The sequence below is a fragment of the Pedobacter endophyticus genome, assembly GCF_015679185.1.
GTDB lineage: Bacteria > Bacteroidota > Bacteroidia > Sphingobacteriales > Sphingobacteriaceae > Pedobacter > Pedobacter endophyticus.
In genome coordinates this window covers 5,287,916-5,309,649 of the sequence record NZ_CP064939.1, presented here as the reverse complement: position 1 = coordinate 5,309,649, position 21,734 = coordinate 5,287,916, and the positions used below count along the sequence as shown (strand labels likewise).

Annotated in this window: 16 protein-coding genes and 1 tRNA gene; 10 read left to right on the top strand and 7 right to left on the bottom strand. The window is 41.7% G+C overall.

The window, feature by feature from the left end:
• Positions 1–25 precede the first annotated feature (25 nt).
• Positions 26–646, bottom strand: coding sequence for a tetratricopeptide repeat protein (locus IZT61_RS21660; RefSeq protein ID WP_196099079.1), 621 nt, complete (start codon positions 644–646; stop codon positions 26–28).
• Positions 647–954: 308 nt separating this feature from the next.
• Here IZT61_RS21660 and lon point away from each other — a divergent pair, with 308 nt between their 5' ends.
• Together lon and IZT61_RS21650 are read left to right on the top strand one after the other, a co-directional pair.
• Complete coding sequence (gene lon, locus IZT61_RS21655; RefSeq protein WP_196099078.1) at positions 955–3,426, top strand: endopeptidase La; 2,472 nt, start codon at positions 955–957, stop codon at positions 3,424–3,426.
• 277 nt (positions 3,427–3,703) lie between these two features.
• Positions 3,704–4,651 carry a lipid A deacylase LpxR family protein gene (locus IZT61_RS21650; protein WP_196099077.1) on the top strand — a complete coding sequence of 316 codons (948 nt, stop codon included), beginning with the start codon at positions 3,704–3,706 and terminating at the stop codon, positions 4,649–4,651.
• 202 nt (positions 4,652–4,853) lie between these two features.
• Here IZT61_RS21650 and arfB read toward each other — a convergent pair whose 3' ends face one another.
• Positions 4,854–5,264, bottom strand: a complete 411-nt coding sequence (gene arfB / locus IZT61_RS21645) for an alternative ribosome rescue aminoacyl-tRNA hydrolase ArfB (protein ID WP_196099076.1) — start codon at positions 5,262–5,264, stop codon at positions 4,854–4,856.
• A 73-nt stretch (positions 5,265–5,337) separates the two neighbouring features.
• Between arfB and cmk the strand changes: the two genes are divergently transcribed.
• From cmk to IZT61_RS21625, 4 genes are all read left to right on the top strand, one after another.
• Positions 5,338–6,018, top strand: coding sequence for a (d)CMP kinase (cmk, locus tag IZT61_RS21640; protein WP_196099075.1), 681 nt, complete (start codon positions 5,338–5,340; stop codon positions 6,016–6,018).
• Positions 6,019–6,342: 324 nt separating this feature from the next.
• Complete coding sequence (locus IZT61_RS21635; protein WP_196099074.1) at positions 6,343–7,179, top strand: 3-keto-disaccharide hydrolase; 837 nt, start codon at positions 6,343–6,345, stop codon at positions 7,177–7,179.
• Positions 7,180–7,408: 229 nt separating this feature from the next.
• Positions 7,409–8,404, top strand: a complete 996-nt coding sequence (locus IZT61_RS21630) for an SH3 domain-containing protein (RefSeq protein ID WP_196099073.1) — start codon at positions 7,409–7,411, stop codon at positions 8,402–8,404.
• A gap of 96 nt (positions 8,405–8,500) precedes the next feature.
• Positions 8,501–8,572: transfer RNA gene (locus IZT61_RS21625), tRNA-Arg, on the top strand.
• Positions 8,573–8,954: 382 nt separating this feature from the next.
• Here IZT61_RS21625 and IZT61_RS21620 read toward each other — a convergent pair.
• The 3 genes from IZT61_RS21620 to IZT61_RS21610 form a co-directional block, all read right to left on the bottom strand.
• Positions 8,955–10,547 carry a beta-N-acetylhexosaminidase gene (locus IZT61_RS21620; protein WP_196099072.1) on the bottom strand — a complete coding sequence of 531 codons (1,593 nt, stop codon included), beginning with the start codon at positions 10,545–10,547 and terminating at the stop codon, positions 8,955–8,957.
• A gap of 150 nt (positions 10,548–10,697) precedes the next feature.
• On the bottom strand, positions 10,698–12,434 hold the full coding sequence (locus IZT61_RS21615; protein ID WP_196099071.1) for an APC family permease: 1,737 nt from the start codon (positions 12,432–12,434) through the stop codon (positions 10,698–10,700).
• 79 nt (positions 12,435–12,513) lie between these two features.
• Positions 12,514–12,678, bottom strand: coding sequence for a hypothetical protein (locus IZT61_RS21610; RefSeq protein WP_196099070.1), 165 nt, complete (start codon positions 12,676–12,678; stop codon positions 12,514–12,516).
• A 216-nt stretch (positions 12,679–12,894) separates the two neighbouring features.
• Between IZT61_RS21610 and IZT61_RS21605 the strand changes: the two genes are divergently transcribed.
• From IZT61_RS21605 to IZT61_RS21595, 3 genes are all read left to right on the top strand, one after another.
• Positions 12,895–14,793, top strand: a complete 1,899-nt coding sequence (locus tag IZT61_RS21605) for a mechanosensitive ion channel family protein (RefSeq protein WP_196099069.1) — start codon at positions 12,895–12,897, stop codon at positions 14,791–14,793.
• A gap of 498 nt (positions 14,794–15,291) precedes the next feature.
• Complete coding sequence (gene infC / locus IZT61_RS21600; RefSeq protein WP_196099068.1) at positions 15,292–15,861, top strand: translation initiation factor IF-3; 570 nt, start codon at positions 15,292–15,294, stop codon at positions 15,859–15,861.
• 267 nt (positions 15,862–16,128) lie between these two features.
• Positions 16,129–17,016, top strand: a complete 888-nt coding sequence (locus IZT61_RS21595; protein WP_196099067.1) for a mechanosensitive ion channel family protein — start codon at positions 16,129–16,131, stop codon at positions 17,014–17,016.
• A gap of 63 nt (positions 17,017–17,079) precedes the next feature.
• On the opposite strand, the gene katG is transcribed toward IZT61_RS21595, so the two are convergent.
• Together katG and IZT61_RS21585 are read right to left on the bottom strand one after the other, a co-directional pair.
• Positions 17,080–19,362 (bottom strand): catalase/peroxidase HPI, encoded by a 2,283-nt coding sequence (gene katG / locus IZT61_RS21590; protein ID WP_196099066.1) that lies wholly within the window; start codon positions 19,360–19,362, stop codon positions 17,080–17,082.
• A 783-nt stretch (positions 19,363–20,145) separates the two neighbouring features.
• The gene (locus tag IZT61_RS21585; protein ID WP_196099065.1) at positions 20,146–20,931 is read right to left on the bottom strand and encodes a C40 family peptidase; all 786 of its coding nucleotides are present in this window, start codon (positions 20,929–20,931) and stop codon (positions 20,146–20,148) included.
• 109 nt (positions 20,932–21,040) lie between these two features.
• On the opposite strand from IZT61_RS21585, the gene IZT61_RS21580 reads away from it, so the two are divergent.
• Positions 21,041–21,493, top strand: coding sequence for a universal stress protein (locus IZT61_RS21580; protein ID WP_196099064.1), 453 nt, complete (start codon positions 21,041–21,043; stop codon positions 21,491–21,493).
• The last annotated feature ends 241 nt before the right edge of the window (positions 21,494–21,734 follow it).

Here is a 21,734-nt window from a genome sequence, read left to right as displayed (position 1 = left end):
CGGTCTTTCCAACTTTCGGGTTTATTCATTTCAAGCTGGCAATCTGCGCTTTATCGTAGGTAATCCAATCGATGATATCTTTTCTGAGCGGCTGCATGGTGAGCACCTTCTGAAAATCGGCAATTGAATTGTTAAACAAGGCAACACAGGCTGTTTTTTCGTCTCTTTTTTTCGCCTTGTACGATTTAAAAATCGCGTAATCTTTATAGGCAATGGCCCGATTTTGCAACATTTGAGCGTCTTCATCGCCGGTAATCTCAATCGCCTTTGTAAAATCCTTTATCGATGCCGTATAAAAATTGTCTCGCATGGCATTTAACGACTCTTTCGGGTCGTTCGCTATATTCAAACGGGCTTTCCCCCGGTAGTAGTAAGAAGAAACCTCGCTGGGCTTAACATTGATCAAACGGCTGTAAGTTGCAATGCATTTTTCATATTCGCCGTTCTGAAAATAGGAATAACCCAACATTTGTAATATTTTTGCATTATCAGGTGTTTTCGAATCGGCTTTTTCCAATTGGCTAACTGCAGTTTTAAAATCACCTTTCATCATCGCCTGCATACTTCTTTCGTAATTATTTTGTGCAAAACTAGTAGTCGATGAGAAAATAATTAATCCTAATATAGCTTGTTTTAAATGGTTCATGTACTGAATAATAAGTTAGATAAATTTTTACCTTATGGCTGAAATTTTTTGCAATATAATCCTATTCTGATAATTTAAAAGTTTTTTAATTTCTTTACTTTAAAATCGATCACCCTAAATAATAGCTTAAACGTTAAAAAATAATTTATATGATATGTATCGGAATATTTAAATTGCCCCTGCCTTTTTAACATAGGTTTAATATTATTTTCACTTTGGCACAAGAGTTGAAATTACTAGTTTAATAATATAAATAAATAACGTGAAGACGACACACCTGCCAGTTTGTCGTTAGAGGAACAGTGATAATGAGCAAACAAGATATATTTGATTTTCATTCTGCAATGCCGATAATAAACGAAGACACCGAATTTTTCCCTTTAATGTCTCAACAAGATGAAGATGAGATGAACAACGAGGAAACGCCAGATACCCTGGCCATTTTACCGTTGCGAAATACGGTTTTGTTTCCGGGGGTGGTTATTCCCATTACGGTAGGCAGAGATAAATCTATCAAGCTAATAAAGGAGGCCTATAAAGGCAACAAGATCATTGGCGTAGTTTCGCAGAAAGACGTTTCTATAGAAGATCCTAGTTTTGAGCAGCTTAATACGGTAGGTACAGTAGCCAACATTGTAAAGTTGCTGCAAATGCCCGATGGCAATACTACAGTGATCATTCAGGGAAAACAACGGTTCAGCTTAATTGAAGAGGTGCAAAATGAACCTTATATTAAAGCGGTTGTTACCAAGTTTGAAGAGCAAAAACACAAAACGGATAAAGAATTTAAAGCACTGATTGCTTCCATCCGCGAAATGTCTGCGCAGATTATACAGCTATCGCCTAATATTCCAAGTGAAGCGAGCATTGCGTTAAAAAACATCGAAAGCAATTCATTTCTGATCAATTTCATATCATCGAACATGAATGCCGAAATGGCCGATAAGCAAAAAATCCTCGAAATGGATAAATTGCAGGATCGTGCCCAAAAGGTGATGGAGCTTTTGATGATTGAACTGCAGATGCTGGAGTTGAGAAATCAAATCCAATCGAAGGTAAGAACCGATTTAGACAAACAACAACGCGATTATTTCTTAAATCAGCAACTAAAAACCATTCAGGAAGAATTGGGCGGAAACTCTGCCGATTTGGAATTCGATGCCTTGCAGGAAAGAGCAAAGCTAAAAAAATGGTCGAAAGACATATATGCTCACTTCGATAAGGAACTGGATAAACTTGGCCGGATGAATCCAGCCGCTCCTGATTATTCGGTGCAGCTCAACTATTTAGAGCTTTTACTGGATTTGCCATGGAGCGAGTTTACGAAAGACAATTTCGACTTAAAGCGGGCACAACGCATTTTAGATAAAGATCATTTTGGTTTAGAGAAAGTTAAGCAGCGCATTATTGAATATTTAGCTGTACTGAAACTTAAACGCAACATGAAAGCGCCGATTTTGTGTCTGGTTGGCCCTCCCGGAGTAGGTAAAACCTCATTGGGGAAATCTATTGCCAAGGCTTTGGGGCGTAAATATGTGCGTATGGCCCTGGGTGGCATCCGCGATGAAGCAGAAGTTCGCGGACACCGTAAAACGTATATTGGTGCCATGCCCGGCCGTATCATTTCGTCAATTAAGAAAGCTGGCGCTGATAACCCCGTTTTTGTTTTAGATGAAATTGACAAGGTCGGAACCGATCACCGCGGCGATCCATCATCTGCATTGTTAGAGGTATTAGATCCGGAGCAAAACAATGCATTTTACGATCATTACGTCGAAATGGATTACGATTTATCCAATATCCTCTTTATTGCCACTGCAAATTCCCTAAGTTCGATCCAGCCTGCGCTGTTAGATCGTATGGAAATTATTGAGGTAAACGGATATACGATTGAGGAGAAAATAGAAATCGCCAAGAAATATCTATTGCCCAAACAAAAAGAAAATCACGGTTTAACAACAAAGGATTTCAACTTAAAACCTGCTTTAATTGAAAAGGTAATTGAAGATTATACGCGTGAATCTGGCGTGCGTGGCTTAGAGAAAAAAATCGGTTCGTTGGTGCGTGGCGTAGCTACAAAAATTGCCATGGAAGAAGAATACAATACCACCCTCACCCTGGCAGATGTTGAACGCATTTTAGGCGCTCCAATTTACGATAAAGACTATTACGAGGGCAATGAGGTTGCTGGCGTGGTTACTGGCCTGGCCTGGACCAGCGTTGGCGGTGATATTTTGTTCATCGAATCGAGCCTGAGCCCAGGAAAAGGTAAACTTACCCTAACCGGAAACCTTGGCGACGTAATGAAAGAATCGGCGGTAATTGCATTGGCCTATCTTCGTGCCCATGCCAGCGAGTTTGGCATTGAATACACGCTTTTTGATAATTGGGACGTGCACGTACACGTTCCGGCAGGTGCCACGCCTAAAGATGGACCATCGGCCGGCGTAACCATGCTTACAGCGCTAACTTCGGCCTTTACACAACGCAAGGTGAAACAACATTTGGCCATGACGGGCGAAATAACGCTGCGTGGAAAAGTGCTTCCTGTTGGCGGAATCAAAGAAAAGATTCTCGCAGCAAAAAGAGCTAATATCAAAGAAATTATCCTTTGCAAAGCCAATCGTAAAGACATTTTGGAGATTAAGGAAAGTTACATTAAAGACTTAAACTTCCATTATGTAACCGAAATGAGCGAGGTTATTGAACTGGCGCTTACAAAGAGCAAAGTTAAAAAGCCATTGGATTTAAGTGTTAAAATTGCTCCGATTGTGAATTAATTATTGGTTCATTAGTGTCATTGGTTCATTGGTGTATAGCTATTCGGTCATTCGATGAATACTTGCATGTTGCGTACATTCATCGGATGACGTTGTAGATTATTGAGAATTAATTATTCAATGTTGGTCATTGCAATCTGCTCATTGTTTATTGCTAATTGGCTATTGCCTATGGCTAATTGAACATTCATTATAAATTGTAATCTTTTAAATTTAGGGTCAAAAATTCGATAACAATAAATACATTTATAGCCTGGGTAATTGCCCCGGCTTTTTTATGAAATCACTCTTTATTACCGCGTTGCTCTGCTTCGTTACGCTTACAGGCTTTAGTCAGTCGTTTAAGAACGAATTTGGATTTAAAACTGAAAACGACGCCTATTTAGCCACCCGAAATGACCGTTATTACACCAACGGACTATTTATTTATTTCCGCAGGGCGATAGATTCAACCAAATATTCATCCAAAATAGAGAAAAAGACTTTCGAGATTTCGGTGGGCCAAAAGATGTACACGCCTTACTGGGGCATGGTGCCGAAGGCCGAAAATCAAGACCGGCCCTTTGCGGGTTACCTTTACGCCGGCGCAGCGTATGCTGTCTTTTTTAACGACGAAAGCGCAATTAAAACCAGTGTTGAGTTGGGTACTGTCGGCCCCAGTTCATTAGCCGAAAAGGGACAGGAGTTTCTTCATAAAACGGTGGGTTTTTATACGCCAGCGGGCTGGGAATATCAGATAAAAAACGAAGTAGCAGCCAATTTAGCAGCCAACTACAGCAAACTTCTCATTCGATCATCAGATCGTTCCGTTGATCTTGTTGGACAAGGCTATGCAAATTTAGGGACGACGTTTTCGGGGCTTGGGGCTTCTGTGCTATTCAGGGCCGGAAGACTAAATCAATTGTTCAATAGTGCATCATACAATGCCGTAATCGGCAATTCGAGAACCGAGGCTTTCAACAAATCCGAATTTTTCTTTTATGTAAAACCACAGCTTAACTTTGTTGCGTACGATGCAACCATTCAGGGCAGCTTGTTCAATAGTAACAGTCCCGTAACGTTTGGCGTAAAACCTATTGTTTTCGAACAGCAGTTTGGCGTAAACTATAGCTCACAACGATTTACGATAGATTTCAACATTATTTTTAAAACCAGGGAAGTGAAGAGTTCGGCCAAAGCGCAAAATTATGGCGGCCTGAGTTTGTATTACAGGTTTGGAAGGTAGCTCGGTTAACTGTTTAACTGCCTATTGCTTATTGTCTATTGCTAATTGATTATTGCATTGAGTCATCCGATGAATATAGGCAGCCTGTTCATATTCATCGGATGACTTCCCTTGCGTACTGCCCATTGCTAATTGTTAACTGAAAACTATTAACTGAAAACTCCCAACTGACAAAACTGTCAACTGAAAACTAGAAAGCTGCTCACTCAACATTCGGCTTTTTGCGGGCCTCTTTTCTTTGCGCCGTAACAGATTTTGTTTTTAACCTTTTTTCGATAACCGTTTTCGGGACTTTTGTAGGTTTTCGTTTCTTTTGAATTTGCAACGATCGCTTCAATAGTTCAATAAGTTTTGCCACTGTTTTTTCCTTATTTAAAAGCTGGCTCCTATCCTCTTGCGAAACAATGTGCAGCAAACCATCGCTATCCAGCCTGTTCTCTAATTTCGATTGCAGCAAAAGTTTTTCCTCTTCGGTTAAATTCTCGTTGTTTTCAATGTTAAAAATCAGCTCAACCTTACTCGAAACCTTATTTACATTTTGCCCGCCTTTACCGCCGCTTCTTGACGTTTTGAACGTAGCCGATCGCAATATTTCTTCTCTGGTGGGTAGCATATTCACAAAAGTATAAAGAATACTGATGTAAAAAAAGTTGTAAATCGATCGCTTTTTTTACCTTTGCACCATCATGACAAAGAACTTAGTTATAGCTATTGATGGCTATTCATCTTGCGGAAAGAGTACTTTAGCAAAGGCATTAGCTAAAAAATTAGGTTTCATTTATGTCGATAGCGGCGCCATGTATCGTGCAGTAACCTTATACTTTTTAAGGAACAATGTTGATATTAGCAATGATGATGCTGTGGCCGATGCGCTTCAACACATTGAACTCAACTTTCACTCCCGCGATTATGAATCGCACATTACCCTAAACGGTGAAGAGGTTTCTGATGAAATTCGTTTAATGCCTGTTTCTGAAAATGTGAGCGAAGTATCTGCGCATAAAATTGTTCGCCATGAAATGGTGAAACAACAACAGCGCATGGGCAAATCAAAAAACATTGTTATGGATGGTCGCGATATTGGCACAACCGTTTTTCCTGATGCGCCGCTCAAATTTTTCATGACTGCGGATCCGAAGATCAGGGCCGAGCGCCGATTTAAGGAACTAGAAAGCAAGGGTAACAACGAAACCACCTTAGAAGATGTTTTCGAAAACCTGGCCCACAGAGATTATGCCGATACAACCCGAAAAGAAAGTCCTTTAGTAAGGGCCGAAGATGCTGTTATTCTCGATAATACCGATTTAACACAAGATGAACAATTGGCATTCGCGTTAGAAAGAGTGGAGCCGTTGTTGGTTCATTAGTTCACTGGTTCATTAGTTCATTGGTTTAACTGTCTAATTGGTTAACTGTTGAATCGGTTTTCCAACTAAAAACTGTTAACTGCCAACTGTCTACCGTCAACTGACGCATTTACCAGCTCATCACCATCATATCTGCGGCACTGCCTTCTGTCTTCAACATCGCCCCGCTCGAATACGCCTTCAATTACAAACGAAGCCCGTTTATCCTAATCAAGTGTTTCAAAATTTACATCCCAAAATATTCGTTTTTCGAACCTGGGTTTATTTTTAATTTCCGACATCACACAAATTTATGTATTATTACCAGTAATAACCTTTTTGTACATGAAATATCCGCTAAAGCATATCACTTTCCTATTTGTATTTTTCGCTTGTTTGTCGTTTACCGCCAATGCACAAAAAGGCTGGATCAATCTCTTCAATGGGAAAGATTTAAAGGATTGGAACATTAAAATCGCTAAACACGATTACAAAGAGAATTACGCCAACACCTTTAGGGTTGAGGATGGCCTGATAACGGTAAGTTACGATGGGTACACAGAATTTGATCAACAGTATGGTCATATATTTTATAAAAAACCATTCTCCTATTATCTGTTAAAAGTTACGTATCGCTTTATTGGCGAGCAAGCTAAGGGTGGCGAGGGTTGGGCTACGCGAAATAGTGGCGCAATGTTGCACTGCCAGGATCCGGCTACGATAGGCAAAAACCAAAATTTCCCCATTTCCGTTGAGGCACAAATTCTTGGTGGCGATGGTGAACACGAGCGCCACACCAGTAACGTTTGTACGCCAGGAACACTAATTGATTATAAAGGAAAATTGTTTACCCCGCACTGTTTAGATTCTAAATCAAAAACGTACGCCGGAGATCAATGGGTTACTGCCGAGTTCTTAGTTCTGGGCGATTCGGTTATTAAACACATTATAGACAATGAAGTTGTATTGGAATACACGAAACCGCAAATTGGAGGCGAGGGTGTCACCAATTTTGATCCAAAAGTTAAGGTTGATGGTACGCCGTTAACGTCTGGATATATTTCGCTGCAAAGTGAGAGCCACCCCATCCAGTTTAAAACCGTAAAACTCTTCGATTTGGCGCCGTATGCTAAGGATAAAGCCAAATTAGACCAAGTAGTGGAAAAGATTCTAAAAAATTAATCGACGATTCACTTCACCCGATTGAAACGAATAACTTTAAGATACTTCAGTTCACCGGCTGATAAAGTTGGCGTTACGGGCTAAAAAGTGCCAGTTAGGTAAATGAAATTCAATTAATCCAGTCATATAGCGTCGTAATTAAAAGTATTTTATAATTTTGAAGCGCATAGCAACATGTTTGTTTTTAACGATGCCTATTTTATAAATGCTCTGCTGAAATCCGAAAATTATGACTAGAATTCTCTTCCTTTTAACTGCTCTTTTTATTTTTTCGAACGGCCTAAGCGCACAAGACGTTTACCGTGTAACTGCCGATAAGCTGAGAGTCAGGGAAACGAACGACTTAAAGAGCAAAGTGATCGGATCGATTCTCCAAAATGAAAAAGTGTCGGTTTTGGATGCGAGCAACCCTAAGTTTTACAAGGTAAAGTTTAAAAACGGACAAGGTTGGGTGAGTAAAGACTTTCTGGAAAAAATTTCGACAGCAGCAAAACCCACGACCCCGCAAACTACCGCCCCATCGTCGGCCACACCACCACCAAGCGCAACAACTGCCGATTCTACAAATGATGTAATTTATCGCGTAACTGCCGATAATTTGAGGGTGAGGGAAAAAGCCGACCCAAAAAGTAAGGTAATCGGGTTTTTGCCCGAAAATGAGAACGTGGCGGTTATCGATTCGACAGACGCGAGTTACTTCAAAATTAAGGTTACGAATGGCCAGGGCTGGGTAAGCAAAGAATTTTTAACCAGGATTTCACCAGTAAAAGCAGTCGTTAAAAAATCAACCGTTGCTGTAGAAATTCCAAAAATCGACAAAGATTACTCAAGCATCATATTTTTTGTCATTGTTGCCCTCATCATGGGTACCATTTTATATTTCATTTTTAAGTACTCTAACCAGAACAGGTTTTTAATTGGCATTTCTGCCATTGTAGTTTTAATTGTTATCTATTTTTGCTTTGTAACCTTCATTCAGGAAAGAACCGTTTCTGGAATGTATGTAAGCGACAGCGAAACACAGTATCGGAGCTTTGATTTTGGCGCCAATGATTCGGTTACGGTTAAAGATATTTATACCGATTCGACCTTTAAATCGAAATATGTAATTGATGGCGACATGATTAAAATGTACGACCAGCAAAACCTTATTTTATTGTTGATTAGAGATGAAAACACGTTAATTGGCGAGGGATTTACCCGGGGAACGTTTAACAAAAAGTAGATTGTCATTTTGCTACACCCCGTACACGGATGAAGCAATATTTTTATAAAAGCAGCGAAATATAAGCGTTTGAATCCCTATATTTGCAGCCCTTACGCTCCCGTAGTTCAATGGATAGAATTATGGTTTCCGGTACCATCGATATGAGTTCGAATCTCGTCGGGAGCACAATAAACATAAAAGCCACATTTTTGAGAAAAAGAATGTGGCTTTTTGATGTTTGCGTTTTTTTAAAAATAGTTATCCAAACGAAATCGTTGTCAGTCTGAGCGGCCGCCCGATGTCGTTTAGTTAAGCATGAAAGGTCAGTCTGAGCCTTTCGACTTGAGCTTGTATTGAGCGTAGTCGAAATGCTCAAGATAAACTCAGTCGAAGACTTTTTTCTAGGATAAATCTATAAACATGTGCCCAACTAAGCCTATATTAAGCGGAGTTCAAATGCTCAGGGTGACAATATTTCTCGGTTTTTTGCTTTCGAAGCAACACTGAGCGCTCGCCACACACAAAGAGTCGAAAATTCAGTTTCACTAAATGACACTAAGTTTTGGCGCTAATCTTTATAATCTAACGATTGCTTACTTTTCACCGGTAGCTCGGGGTTTTGTAGGGGTTTGGCAGGATTGTAATAATAAAGCCCTGCCTTTCCGTAAAGCAAAAAATGAGGCTGCATGCGAGTGTTAAACTGTTTGAAATCCTTATTTTTGGCTTCAGTCCACGCCGCTTCAGCCAGCGCTGCTATTCGGGGAAACAGTAAATAATCCAGCCGAAACTCATTGTCTACAGTTTCTGTCCATATATTGGCTTGAATGCCTAAAATCAATGATTTTTCCTTATCAATTTGGGCAAATGACTTTGCATCAAAATTGTAAACGCTTTCGATCGGATTATACAGTTTATTCCATTTACGGCCGTATCGGTGCGTACTATCCTGAACAAAATCTAAATATAATGGCAGCCGAGGGCAAAGAACCGTTTGGTAGCCTTTACTCAAAGCGGTTTGCAACTGAACGGGTTTATCATGTCGCCACCAAAAAATGATCGTTTTATCTTTCGGTAAATCAGTATCTGCCATTTCATCCCATAAAAGTGCCTTTGCGTTTAAGTGATAAACCGAATCGGCCATTCTTTTCATAAAATATCGCTCAACCGCTGTTTCGTCCTTTAAATGTTCGCGTAGCTTAAGCTTTAAAATATCGGGGTTAACTTTCCACTTTTCGTTACCAAAACTAACCTCGTCGCCACCAAGATGAATTAATCCCGATGGAAACAGCACATTGGTTTCTTTTAATATGTTGGTTAAATACCCGTAGGTCGACTCGAGGCCGGGGTTGAAGGTAAACGCTGGATGAGCAGCCGAGCCACCGCCCGAGTACTCCGGGTAAGCCATATTTGCTGCTGTGGCATGACCGGGCATGTCAATTTCGGGTATTACGGTAATGTACCGCTCGGCTGCATAAGCAACAATTTCATTTATATCAGCCTGTGTATAAAACTGTGCCGGTAAATTCGGGTTGAGGTAATCGCCAATGCCACCAACCAGCGATAGCTTCGGGTATTTCTTAATCTCCAAACGCCACCCAGGTTCGTCGGTTAAATGCCAGTGAAAAGTATTTAACTTATAAAAGGCCATCCAATCTAAAATGGATTTCACCTTTTGCTTACCAAAAAAGTGCCGCGATTCATCTAACATAAAACCACGCCACGAATAGGCTGGACTATCGTTAATTTCGCAAACCGGAATTTTATTGCCCTCACTGGTCAACGCCATTTGCAAAACGGTAATCAAGCCATAAAAAATGCCGTTCGGATGCGATGCCGAAATTAAAATGTGATTGGGTTTTACACTAATTTTGTAAGCGGCCGAATCTGCCCCCCTTTTTTTTGGCTCTACCGATAAGCGGATAGCTGGAGAAGCTGTGTTTTGCTGAATGGTGATGCCCCGTTGCCTCAATAATTGGTTTTGCAAATAATAGATCGATTGTTTCAGTCGCGAATCATTAAAGCCGATTGTTTTTTCGCTATTCAATTGAAAAAAACCTTTTGCTGCAACTAACTTGACAGGTTTAGGAATTATTGCCGGGACTGTTTGTGCGAATACATTTCCTGAAATGAATACTAAAATAAGGTGTAAAATCTTCTCCATTTGGTTGTCGTTTATCGTCGGGTATAGGTTCAATTCAAAACTAGAATTTTATCAACTAAAAATGGATGAAAATACAAAGGTAAAGGGTAGAAAATTGCCTTAAATATTTGTACATGGCCGTGCTACTTGCTATCGGCAGCATCAAACGCTCTAAATAATCAACCTCACACCTCCCAAATCAGACACCCTGTGGCTAAAACTATCGCTTGGAGAACTGATAAACATGAAATTGATCGGAATTTGCCAATCTGCACTCAATTGTTCAATAAATTCGGGGCCGAAGTCACCTTCGAGACTGAGAAATTCAATTTTTATTTCGGGATAGGCCCGATCGAGCACGCTAAGATCATCTAAGAAAGCCTTCGAAACCTCACCTCTGCCGCCCAAAACGGTCACAATCCTGAGCTTTTTGGTAATCTCATTCTCCTGTACATAAATCATTACCTTATTAAGCACCGAAATGTCGTCAGCCTTCGTAAAATACACAAACTCCTGGTCGTTCAGTTTTTTCAAATTACGGCTAATGTGCAGCCTTGTTAACGCTGCAGCTCTTTTAAGCGTATTAAAAAAGCCATCAACTACAATCAATAAGTACTTAAGCATCACGTTCCTGCTCAGCAGTATAAAGATGATAACCATGGCGGGTACAAAGTATTGTAAAAAAACGATCAGATAATCTGCATGCATAATCACGTTGCCGTAAAGCGCCGCAGCAACCGCCAAAATGGCCAATGCTACCGACAAGGTTGAGGCCGTTTCGGGGCGGGGTAACCGGGCCCGTTTAATTTTTAGCAGAAAGTTTCCGAAACCGAAATAAATCATTACCAAAAGAAACGATATCGTGTATACGCCAGCAAGCGGCCCCAGCTCGCCCTTGGTAATGAGCAATACCGAAATGCACAACAGATAAAACAATATCAATATCCGCGGCGAACTGCCTTTTTTGTTCTCTTTAAGCAGAAATTGCGGCAAAATCCGGTCAAGCGTCATCCGTTTAATCAATCCGTTTACGCCCACGTACGAGGTTAATAAAGCGCCGCTAAGCACCAACACCGCATCGATAGAGATAAAGGTGGCCAACCATTGCCCGCCTGTATTGGCACCCATATGCGAAAGCAGTGCTTCCTGATGACCTGCAATTTCTGCAATAGGCAACACAGCCACCGCCGTAAGAGCCATTAAAGGGTTTATTACCGATACCGCCACCCACATATTGCGAAGTGTTTTCCTAAAAACACCCTGCTTTTGTTCTTCCACAAAATTGGCAGAGCTTTCGAAGCCCGAAATCCCAAGCATGGCCGTGCTAAACCCAAGAAAAAGTGCCGTACCGAAACCATTTTTCAATGGCTGGCTAAAGTTCAGCTTCGCTACATCGAGGCCATTGTGCATTACAAACCACACCCCACTCCCAATCAGCAGTAGCATGGCTAAAATATGCAGTACAAAAATAACAATGGCTACTATTGATGATTCGCTTATGCCGGACATCACCAAAAACAAAAACAGGGTGATTAAAACCGCCGTGGCCGCCATTACCGGAACACTTGGAAACACGTTGTGCAAATAATGCATTCCTTCGCTGGCAGAAATTACAGCCGTAGTCATATAAGAAAGAATGGTTAAACAGGCCGCAATAGAGGCATTGCTTTTACTCGTTGTATTAAGCAACACGTTATACGCGCCTCCATTTAGCGGAAGCGCTCCGACTACCTCGCCGTATATTTTCCTGAAGATGAACAAAACAGCGGCTACAATAAGTAAGGCCAGCCAGGCGTATTGGCCCGCGTAAATGATCGTTAAGCTTGATACATAAAGGCACGAAGAGGTAATATCGTTACCACAGATTGCGGTTGCAGCAAGTTCGGAGAGTTTTTTATGGTGTTGCATGTTTAAGTGTAATAATTGGCCAGAGAACAAAGATGTGTGTTAGAAAAATTGGTAGAGGTAAAGAACGGGCAACGTGGCGTTAAGGCTGAAAAGCGATAACTTTTAACCCCACGGCATTGGCATGGTTGACGCCAGACATGAAGAATTTCGACAATTTCGAGATTCGGATGCCAGTTGTTTCATCATTAAGTTTACCAAAACAGATCGGCAACCAGCGGTAACCGACGAGCATTTTTTTTTGCATGGTTGTTTTTTATGTCAAATAATTAGCGGCATGGAAACCCCAGAGGAAATAACTACCGCGATATAATTAGGAAACTCCGTTTTGGGATGGAGGTAAAAAGCGTTATAGTTAACGGAATTTTTACAAAGGTAATAAAATTGATTACTTTTTTTTAGAAAGATAGCAGTTTTGTAATCGCGATGCTTTAATTTTATCTTTTCAGGATAAACCAACAAAATGATCAAAATCTTTGCCGCATTCTTCTTTCTTTCCCTTTCTGCATCTATCACCTGCCTTGCACAGAAAGACAGTACCGCATCGAGGCAGGATAGCCTGATCGACAAAAAACTTGACAACAGTCTGGATGGTGTTCGCCAATTAGCCGCTGAGCGACTTTCTGATTCGCTAAAGCGATCGGAGCTTGAACGAAAATTTAGCGACCTAGGAACAGACGATAAGGCCCAAAAAGCTGCGCTGATGAAAGAGCTGAACCAACTTAAGCAAAGAGATTCTGTTCATTTGGCCCGCCAGCTTCATCAAATAGACTCGTTGCGGGCTATTGTTAAGGGAATGCCGGTGGTATTTGATGCCGATACCATTTTCTACATATTTGCAAAGTTTGGCAGTTTCAGCGCCAGCGACCGGGCGCATGCTATTACCGAAAGGCTCGAGCGTATTAGCGAAACGCCTGGTTTTTCTACAGATTCACTAAAACTTAGCCCCGGCGAACAAGCAATCGATTTGCTTTATGGCAACAACTTGCTGCTTTCTATAACCGAGCAGGATGCCATGTGGGCCAGAAAAGACCGCAATTCGTATGCTGCCGAGATCAAACGTAAAATCTCCGCAAGTTTAAATAAATTTAAGGAAGAAAATAGCTGGCAGGTGCTGCTAAAAGAGATTCTGCTAACCTTACTCGTTATCTCTGTTGTAATTGGGCTTATTTATCTGATAAACAAGCTCTTTAAAAAATTAAAAAGTAAAATTTTATCTACAGACAATAAGTTAGGGAAGGGAATAAAAATAAGAAATTATGAGCTTCTGGATTCCGAAAGGCAGCAGGGCGCACTTAATATCCTGATCAGAACTATTCGTTACATTGTTATTTTACTGGTCATATACCTTGCAATTCCGGTTTTGTTCGGCATATTTCCTTTCACCCGCGACCTTTCTGTAAACCTAATCAATTACATTCTTAGCCCCTTAAGAAAAATAGGTGTATCAATATGGAATTACATTCCAAATTTGATGACAATACTGGTGCTGCTTTTGGTATTCCGGTACGTAATCAGGTTAGTCAGGTTCCTTAAAACGGAAATTGAGCGAGGCAAGCTCACCATCCCCGGGTTTTACAAGGATTGGGCAAATCCTACTTACCAAATCATTCGGGTGCTTATTCTTGCCTTTATGCTTATCGTTATCTTCCCCTATCTTCCCGGGTCTGATTCTGGTGTGTTCAAAGGCGTATCGGTTTTTGTTGGGGTGCTTTTTACTTTCGGCTCGGCAGGGGCGCTCGGCAACCTGGTGGCTGGCCTGGTACTTACTTATATGCGTGCCTTTAGAATTGGCGACAGGGTACGAATTGGTGATGTAACGGGGGATATTATCGAAAAAACCTTGCTGGTAACCCGGGTGCGCACCATTCAAAACGAAGTGGTGTCTATCCCAAATTCGACGGTAATGAACAACCACACTATTAACTTTAGCATAGAGGCTGCCGAAAAGGGCCTTATTGTAAATACTACGGTTACTATCGGCTACGATGTGCCCTGGAGACAGGTGCACCAATTGCTGATCGATGCCGCACTTGCTACCGAATTGATAGAGGCTGAACCCGCTCCGTATGTACTTCAAACCAGTTTGGATGATTATTATGTGAGCTACAGATTAAATGCGCACACAAAATCGCCCAACCGCCAGGCGGTGATTTATTCGGGTTTACATGCCAACATTCAGGATGAGTTTAACAAGGCCGGTGTGGAAATTATGTCGCCGCACTACAAAGCCCTCCGCGATGGAAATGCCACCACCATTCCTTCAGCGTATTTGCCAAAGGATTATGATGCGCCGAAGTTTAGAACCGAAAGCTCGGCAACCAGGCAAAAAACGCCTTCCGCAACGAAAGAAAGCAACTAATACTGTTCGGGTAGTAAGCAATCACCAGGCGCAAGAAAAACTATTGGCCAATTTTTAGTCACAACCTTTATTCTGCTCGCGAGCGAGAATTTGGTAACAGCTATAATGGTTTGAGGATCTTTCACGTCATTAATTGCAAAAATATTTGGTATTCTGCGCTAAAAATGCTATATTTATAATTATGGATAACTTCCATTAGTAAAAGCTTCCCGAAAATTAGGTCGTTAAAGAACACCGCTGTCATTCCGGCGTCCGGAAAATTTTCACGCTAAAGCTGGTTTTTATCAACCAGATGTTATCAATTATATGCCTTCTGATTGCCCATCATCATCAGAATGCGTTCTCAACCCAGTACATCGCTGGCTTTAATCATGTTTAACTAAAATTAAAACCTGGTTAATGAAATTAATATAATATAATCGATGCAAACGACGGCACAAAACGCCACCAATTTTGAGGAGCAATAAATAACACATTTTTAACTAAAACCATTTTAATTTGGCATTACGAAAATCAGGATTTTACAAAGGGCCACGCTTGCCTTTCAGAAAAAAACAAGCAGCACACAGAATTAACGAATTGATCATCTCTCCGGAGGTGCGTGTAACAGGTGAAGATATCGAAGCAAAGATATTCCCAATTGAGGAAGCCATTCAAATGGCGAAAGAACAGAATCTCGATCTGGTCGAAATTTCTCCGAAGGCCGTACCCCCAGTCTGCCGCATTATCGATTACAATAAGTTTCTTTACGAGCAGAAAAAAAAGCAAAAAGAAATTAAATCCAAGGCGAAGCAAACTATTATAAAGGATATCCGCTTCGGACCGAATACCGACGATCATGATTTTGACTTTAAGCTTAAACACGCCGTCTCATTTTTAGAAAGCGGCGAAAAAGTAAGGGCCTTTGTCCATTTTAAGGGAAGATCTATTGTTTATAAAGACCGTGGTGAGATTTTACTTTTAAAATTTGCGCAGGGTTTGGAAGAGGTCGGCAAAGTGGAGCTGTTACCCAAAATGGAAGGAAAACGAATGTTTCTTACCATGGCCCCTAAAGCAGTAAAAAAATAAAATAAGTAAACTAATCAGTATTCAAATCCATAAAGTAAAGAAGCTTTGCGTGAGCGAAGTTTTTTTACTTTTCAACCCCCAACCATTTGCATTTAAGAAACTAAATCGTGTTCTTTGCAAAAAATCCCCCCTATTGTTATCTGATAACGCCTGATGTTGTTCAATTGTATGTATGATTAATAACATTAACCCGGGCCATAAACAAACTTTGTAGGTGTAAAAACTCCGCCTACAACGCCAATAAACGCCTTCCTTTAACAGATTATCATGGATTTTAACAATGCCTATCATTTAATTACTGATAAGTTACTCTCGTGGGCAAGAGACATTATCAAACTGTTGCCGAACATTGCGCTGGCCATAATTATTTTAATTCTTGGAGTACTTATCGCCAGGTGGCTAAAAAAGCTGATCAAAAAACTAATTGGGCGGTTTGTACAAAACCAAACGCTTGAGCACCTCTTTGCCTCAATAAGCTATATTATTTTAGTTGGGATAACCATTTTTATTGCGTTGAGTGTACTTAAACTCGATAAGGCCGTGACCTCTATTTTAGCAGGTGCCGGAATACTCGGGTTAACCATTGCCTTTGCCTTTCAGGATATTGCCGCCAACTTTATGTCGGGCATATTAATTTCAATTAGAAAACCGCTGCATGTTAACGATACGGTGAAAATACAGGATTATATGGGCGAAGTTGAAGAGATTAATTTAAGGGACGTAGTAATTCGCACCTATCAGGGCCAAATGGTCATCATCCCAAATAAACAGATTTTTCAAAATCCGATTGAAAATTTCACCCTACTTGGTAAGCGCCGTGTAGACCTGGAAGTGGGTATATCGTACGGCGAAGATCTGGAAAGAGTTAAAGCCATAACGCTCGAATCGGTTAAGGACATTGACGGACTTTCGAGAACGGACGAAGTGACTATGTTTTATACTACATTTGGCGACAGCTCTATTAATTATGTAATTAGATTGTGGGTTAGCAATACGCAACAACCCGACTTTTTAGAAGTTAGAAGCCAGGCGATTATTCGCATCAAAAAAGCTTATGATAAGAATAACATCATGATTCCTTTCCCAATCAGAACGTTAGACTTTGGGATAAAGGGCGGTGTTCCTTTAAACGAAGTGACACAAAAACCGGCCTAAGATCTGGCAAAAAGCATCAACAAAAAAAGGCATCCGAAGATGCCTTTTTTTATTGCTAACTGATTACGATTGAACAAGATCAAATCGATCGAGATTCATTACCTTATTCCATGCCTTTGCAAAGTCGTTTACAAACTTTTCTTTCCCATCGGCACTTCCATAAACCTCTGCAATAGCTCTCAATTCGGCATTAGAACCAATTACAAGATCGGCACGAGAGGCCGTCCATTTTGGCTGACCGGTTTTGCGGCTGCTTCCAATGTACACCTCTTTATCATCCGACATGGCTTTCCATGCTGTACCCATGTCGAGCAGGTTTACGAAGAAATCGTTGCTCAGCTGACCGGGCCTGTCGGTAAACACACCATTTTTCGAACCATCAAAATTGGTATCTAAAACCCGCATACCGCCTAACAAAACAGTTAATTCGGGCGCAGTTAGGGTTAGCAATTGTGCTTTATCAATTAACAATTCTTCGGTTAAAACAGTGGAACCCGTTTTTTTATAATTCCGGAAACCATCAGCAATTGGTTCCATATACCGGAACGACTCGACATCGGTTTGCGCTTGAGAAGCATCCATACGGCCCGGCTTAAATGGCAAGGCAACACGGAAACCACCATCGTAGGCTGCCTTTTCGATAGCTGCGTTGCCCGCCAATACGATTAAATCGGCCAAAGAGATCTTTTTTCCCTCAACTTGCGCAGTATTAAATTCGCTTTGAATTTTATCCAAAACCGCCAGCACTTTTTGCAATTGCGCCGGATTGTTTACTGCCCAGTCTTTTTGTGGAGTTAGGCGAATACGGGCACCATTGGCACCGCCACGCTTATCGCCTCCTCTAAAGGTAGACGCCGATGCCCATGCGGTTGATACCAGTTCAGCCACGCTCAATCCTGCGGATAAGATGGTTGATTTTAATGCGGCAATATCTCCCTCATCAATCAACACGTGATTAACTGCAGGTATCGGATCTTGCCAAAGTAATTCTTCTTGCGGCACATCGGGCCCTAAATAGCGTTCTTTGGGGCCCATATCGCGATGGGTTAACTTAAACCATGCCCTTGCAAATGCATCAGCAAATAAATCGGGGTTTTCTAAAAACTTGCGGGATATTTTCTCGTAAGCAGGATCGAACCTCAGTGCCAAATCGGTGGTAAGCATAGTCGGAAGATGTTTCTTCGATTGATCGAAAGCATCGGGAATAATCGCTTCCGCATTGATCGCCTTCCATTGGTGCGCTCCGGCCGGGCTTTTAGTTAATTCCCACTCAAAGCGGAACAAGTTTTCGAAGAAATTGTTGCTCCATTGCGTTGGCGTAGTTGTCCATGTAACCTCCAGGCCACTTGTAATGGTATCGGCACCTTTTCCGGCTCCATAACTGTTGTTCCAGCCAAATCCCTGACTTTCGATATCGGCGGCTTCGGGCTCTTTGCCCACATGATCTGCCGAAGCCGCACCGTGGGTTTTGCCAAAGGTATGCCCGCCGGCAATAAGTGCAACCCTTTCTTCATCATCCATTGCCATTCTGCCAAATGTATCGCGAATATCTTTCGCCGAAGCAATTGGATCGGGGTTGCCATCCGGGCCTTCAGGATTCACATAAATCAATCCCATTTGTACCGCAGCAAGTGGTTTCTGCAAATTACGGGTATGTTCATCACCGTCTGCATCATCATCACTCACCAATACGCCATGGTTTTCGCGTACGCCTTTGGAACCATGTGCATAGCGTTTGTCGCCACCAAGCCAAGTCGTCTCCGCTCCCCAAAACACCGATTCATCAGCTTCCCAAACATCCTCTCGCCCACCCGCAAAGCCGAAGGTCTTAAATCCCATCGATTCTAAAGCGACGTTTCCGGTTAAGATTAATAAATCGGCCCACGAAATTTTGCGCCCATATTTTTGTTTTATTGGCCAGAGTAATCGCCGGGCCTTATCTAAACTTACATTATCGGGCCAACTGTTTAATGGTGCAAAACGCTGTAACCCGGCGCCCGCTCCTCCCCGGCCATCGCCTACCCGGTAGGTACCGGCGCTATGCCAGGCCATTCTGATAAACAAACCTCCGTAATGGCCAAAATCGGCAGGCCACCAGTCTTGCGAATCGGTCATTAAAGCATGCAAATCGCTTTTTACGGCATCCAGATCAAGGCTATTAAAAGCCTCTGCATAATTAAAGTCATCGCCCATTGGGTTTGAAAGCGACGAATGCTGACGCAAAATATTAAGCTTTAACTGATTTGGCCACCAATCGCGATTGCGGGTTCCACCGCCGCCTACACTGCTTTTCTGCGAACCGTTATGAAACGGACATTTACTGATATCGTTTGATTCTTCTTCCATGTTCTTATTATTTTATAGTTTGAAATTGGTTTAACTTCTGCTTAAACTATAAATTTAAGGTATTGATCGCAATAAACACAATCATTTAATTCTATGGATTGATAGGCAAAATCTATAAGCGGTGTAACTTTTTCGAAATTAAACGTTTAGAGCGTGGCCCGACCAGCTTCTTTTGGAAATGAACGATTCGGTTTTCTTGGCGGCCAGCAGACCCGCTCCCGCTTCTGCCGATAGAAAAATCCGATAGCTATCGGATCGGGATCTCGCTTCGATCGGGTTTAGAAACAATGGTTTATCCGAAGAAATGAAAACTTGTTTTGGTTACCGACCGCTGTTAATAAACGCGACAGCAGCGGCAGCCCCAAATTTTTCTTGCGGGCTATAGCGAATGGTTCCAAAAGAGTGCCTTCGGCACGGGGCTACAGTTGCCACAGTGCTGCTGTCTGTTCGTTTCCAAAAAGAAAAACAAGAAAATATCTGTAATGCGCAAACAACCTATCTGGTTTGCGTCTCATAGATTTGTCCAAATGACCGGATTTCTCGGGAAAGCAATCTCTTTTCGTAAATCAGATTGCTTCTGCTGAGTTTATCCTGAGCGTGTCCGAAAGGCACAAGCCCGGCCTCGCAATAACGACCTTTGGGAAGAAATGTGTCAACACAACCGGCTAGGTCATGAAAAGTGGCTCAGGCGAAACATTGCTTTGGCAAAAAACCGGTTTTGCCAAAGTAATTATAGAATAGCTATTAACTAATTTAATGGGTTTAGAATCGGAAAATAAAATGCTACTGCACAAAGCGTTTTATAATCCTCAAATTATGGCTATAAACACCCAATTCCTTGTTAAAAATGCCTTGATCATCTATGGGATCTATTTTTACCTTAGCTGAGGAATGAATAATTTCGCTCGGGCTTAGCATAATGCCCACATGGGTAATTTTACCTTCCGCATTATCGAAAAACGCAACATCGCCCGGCCTGCACTCGGCTAAAAAAGCCACAAGTTCGCCTTGTTCGGCTTGTTGCGAGGCATCTCGGTTAAGCTTAACGTTGAGCATCTTAAATACGGTTTGCACAAAGCCCGAGCAGTCTAACCCGAACAAATGCCTGCCGCCCCACAGGTATGGAACGTTCTGAAAAAATCTGGCTGTTGCCTCAATGTCTGCTTTGAAATCGCTTTTCGAAGCATCGTGTGGCGTAAAACTGAGCTCGAATTTTTCGGCACCGGCATAACAAAAACCATCTTTTAAATAAGGTAGGTTACTACCCGGGCTTAAGTGGTAAACACTTCCGTCGGCCGCTGTTAACACATTGTTAAAACTCAATGGCGCCAGCAATTTACAATCACTCTGCTCTTCAAACTGGCTTTGCGTAATCGAAGCCAATTGCCTGAAGTCTATCCAGCCCCGATAGGCGTCGTAACCGTTCTCAACCAGCCACCAGCGTTCGTCTTTCTCTACAACTTTTACCGGCTCGCCAAAGAGTAGCTGCGAAACGATCTCTGCCCTATCTGATGGTTCGGCTCTTAATGGTGCCACTGCTATTCTACAAATACCGTACTGATTTTCCATTTAATTATGCTCGTGAATGATTTAGTAAAACTAATAAATAACTACGATTGCCTAACATTTTACGTATAATTTTGTTATTTTTATGATATTACATTTAAAACTGCTCGTTATGAATTTTAAGAAAATATTAATTGCCGTTGATAATAGCACCTGCTCAGAAAAAGCAGCCAAGGCCGGTTACGACATGGCCGAAACCTTCGGCGCCGAAGTGGCACTGGTAAACATTATCGAGCCAATTCCCGCAAATGTGAACCCCGATTTAACATTAGCGCCTGTATTTTTAGAAACGTACGACAATAGCGAAGAAAACAGCCATTTGCTTTTGAAAGAGATGGAAGCGAAATACGGTAATGGCATTACAACAACGTATTTAAGTGTGGTTGATACTGCGGCACACGGCATTATTCAACAATCTGACGAATGGGGATCGGACTTAATTGTTATCGGTACCTACGGCCGTACAGGATTGTACCACTTTTTGATGGGAAGCGTAGCTGAACACGTGGCCCGAAAATCGGCTTGCCCGGTTTTGATTATCCCGAATAAATGTGACGTGGACTAGTTCGCTGGCTCATTAGTTCATTAGTTCATTGGTCATTGCGAATTGTCCTTCGACTCCGCTCAGGATGACAATTGGTTAATGAGTCACTGGTCATTGGTTATTGCGAATTGTCCTTCGACTCCGCTCAGGATGACAATTGGTTGGTTAATTGGTTATTGGTTATTGCGAATTGTCCTTCGACTCCGCTCAGGATGACAACTGGTTAATTGGTCATTGTTTATTGCGAATTGTCTTTCGACTC

What these genes read in the sequence shown, in the direction of transcription:
- katG (WP_196099066.1), bottom strand. Translation starts at nt 19,362, where the DNA reads ATGGAAGAAGAATCAAACGATATCAGTAAATGTCCGTTTCATAACGGT.
- IZT61_RS21595 (WP_196099067.1), top strand. Translation starts at nt 16,129, where the DNA reads ATGGATTTTAACAATGCCTATCATTTAATTACTGATAAGTTACTCTCG.
- IZT61_RS21615 (WP_196099071.1), bottom strand. Translation starts at nt 12,434, where the DNA reads ATGCAACACCATAAAAAACTCTCCGAACTTGCTGCAACCGCAATCTGT.
- lon (WP_196099078.1), top strand. Translation starts at nt 955, where the DNA reads ATGAGCAAACAAGATATATTTGATTTTCATTCTGCAATGCCGATAATA.
- IZT61_RS21605 (WP_196099069.1), top strand. Translation starts at nt 12,895, where the DNA reads ATGATCAAAATCTTTGCCGCATTCTTCTTTCTTTCCCTTTCTGCATCT.
- IZT61_RS21585 (WP_196099065.1), bottom strand. Translation starts at nt 20,931, where the DNA reads ATGGAAAATCAGTACGGTATTTGTAGAATAGCAGTGGCACCATTAAGA.
- cmk (WP_196099075.1), top strand. Translation starts at nt 5,338, where the DNA reads ATGACAAAGAACTTAGTTATAGCTATTGATGGCTATTCATCTTGCGGA.
- arfB (WP_196099076.1), bottom strand. Translation starts at nt 5,264, where the DNA reads ATGCTACCCACCAGAGAAGAAATATTGCGATCGGCTACGTTCAAAACG.
- IZT61_RS21660 (WP_196099079.1), bottom strand. Translation starts at nt 646, where the DNA reads ATGAACCATTTAAAACAAGCTATATTAGGATTAATTATTTTCTCATCG.
- IZT61_RS21650 (WP_196099077.1), top strand. Translation starts at nt 3,704, where the DNA reads ATGAAATCACTCTTTATTACCGCGTTGCTCTGCTTCGTTACGCTTACA.
- IZT61_RS21635 (WP_196099074.1), top strand. Translation starts at nt 6,343, where the DNA reads ATGAAATATCCGCTAAAGCATATCACTTTCCTATTTGTATTTTTCGCT.
- IZT61_RS21610 (WP_196099070.1), bottom strand. Translation starts at nt 12,678, where the DNA reads ATGCAAAAAAAAATGCTCGTCGGTTACCGCTGGTTGCCGATCTGTTTT.
- IZT61_RS21580 (WP_196099064.1), top strand. Translation starts at nt 21,041, where the DNA reads ATGAATTTTAAGAAAATATTAATTGCCGTTGATAATAGCACCTGCTCA.
- IZT61_RS21620 (WP_196099072.1), bottom strand. Translation starts at nt 10,547, where the DNA reads ATGGAGAAGATTTTACACCTTATTTTAGTATTCATTTCAGGAAATGTA.
- IZT61_RS21630 (WP_196099073.1), top strand. Translation starts at nt 7,409, where the DNA reads ATGACTAGAATTCTCTTCCTTTTAACTGCTCTTTTTATTTTTTCGAAC.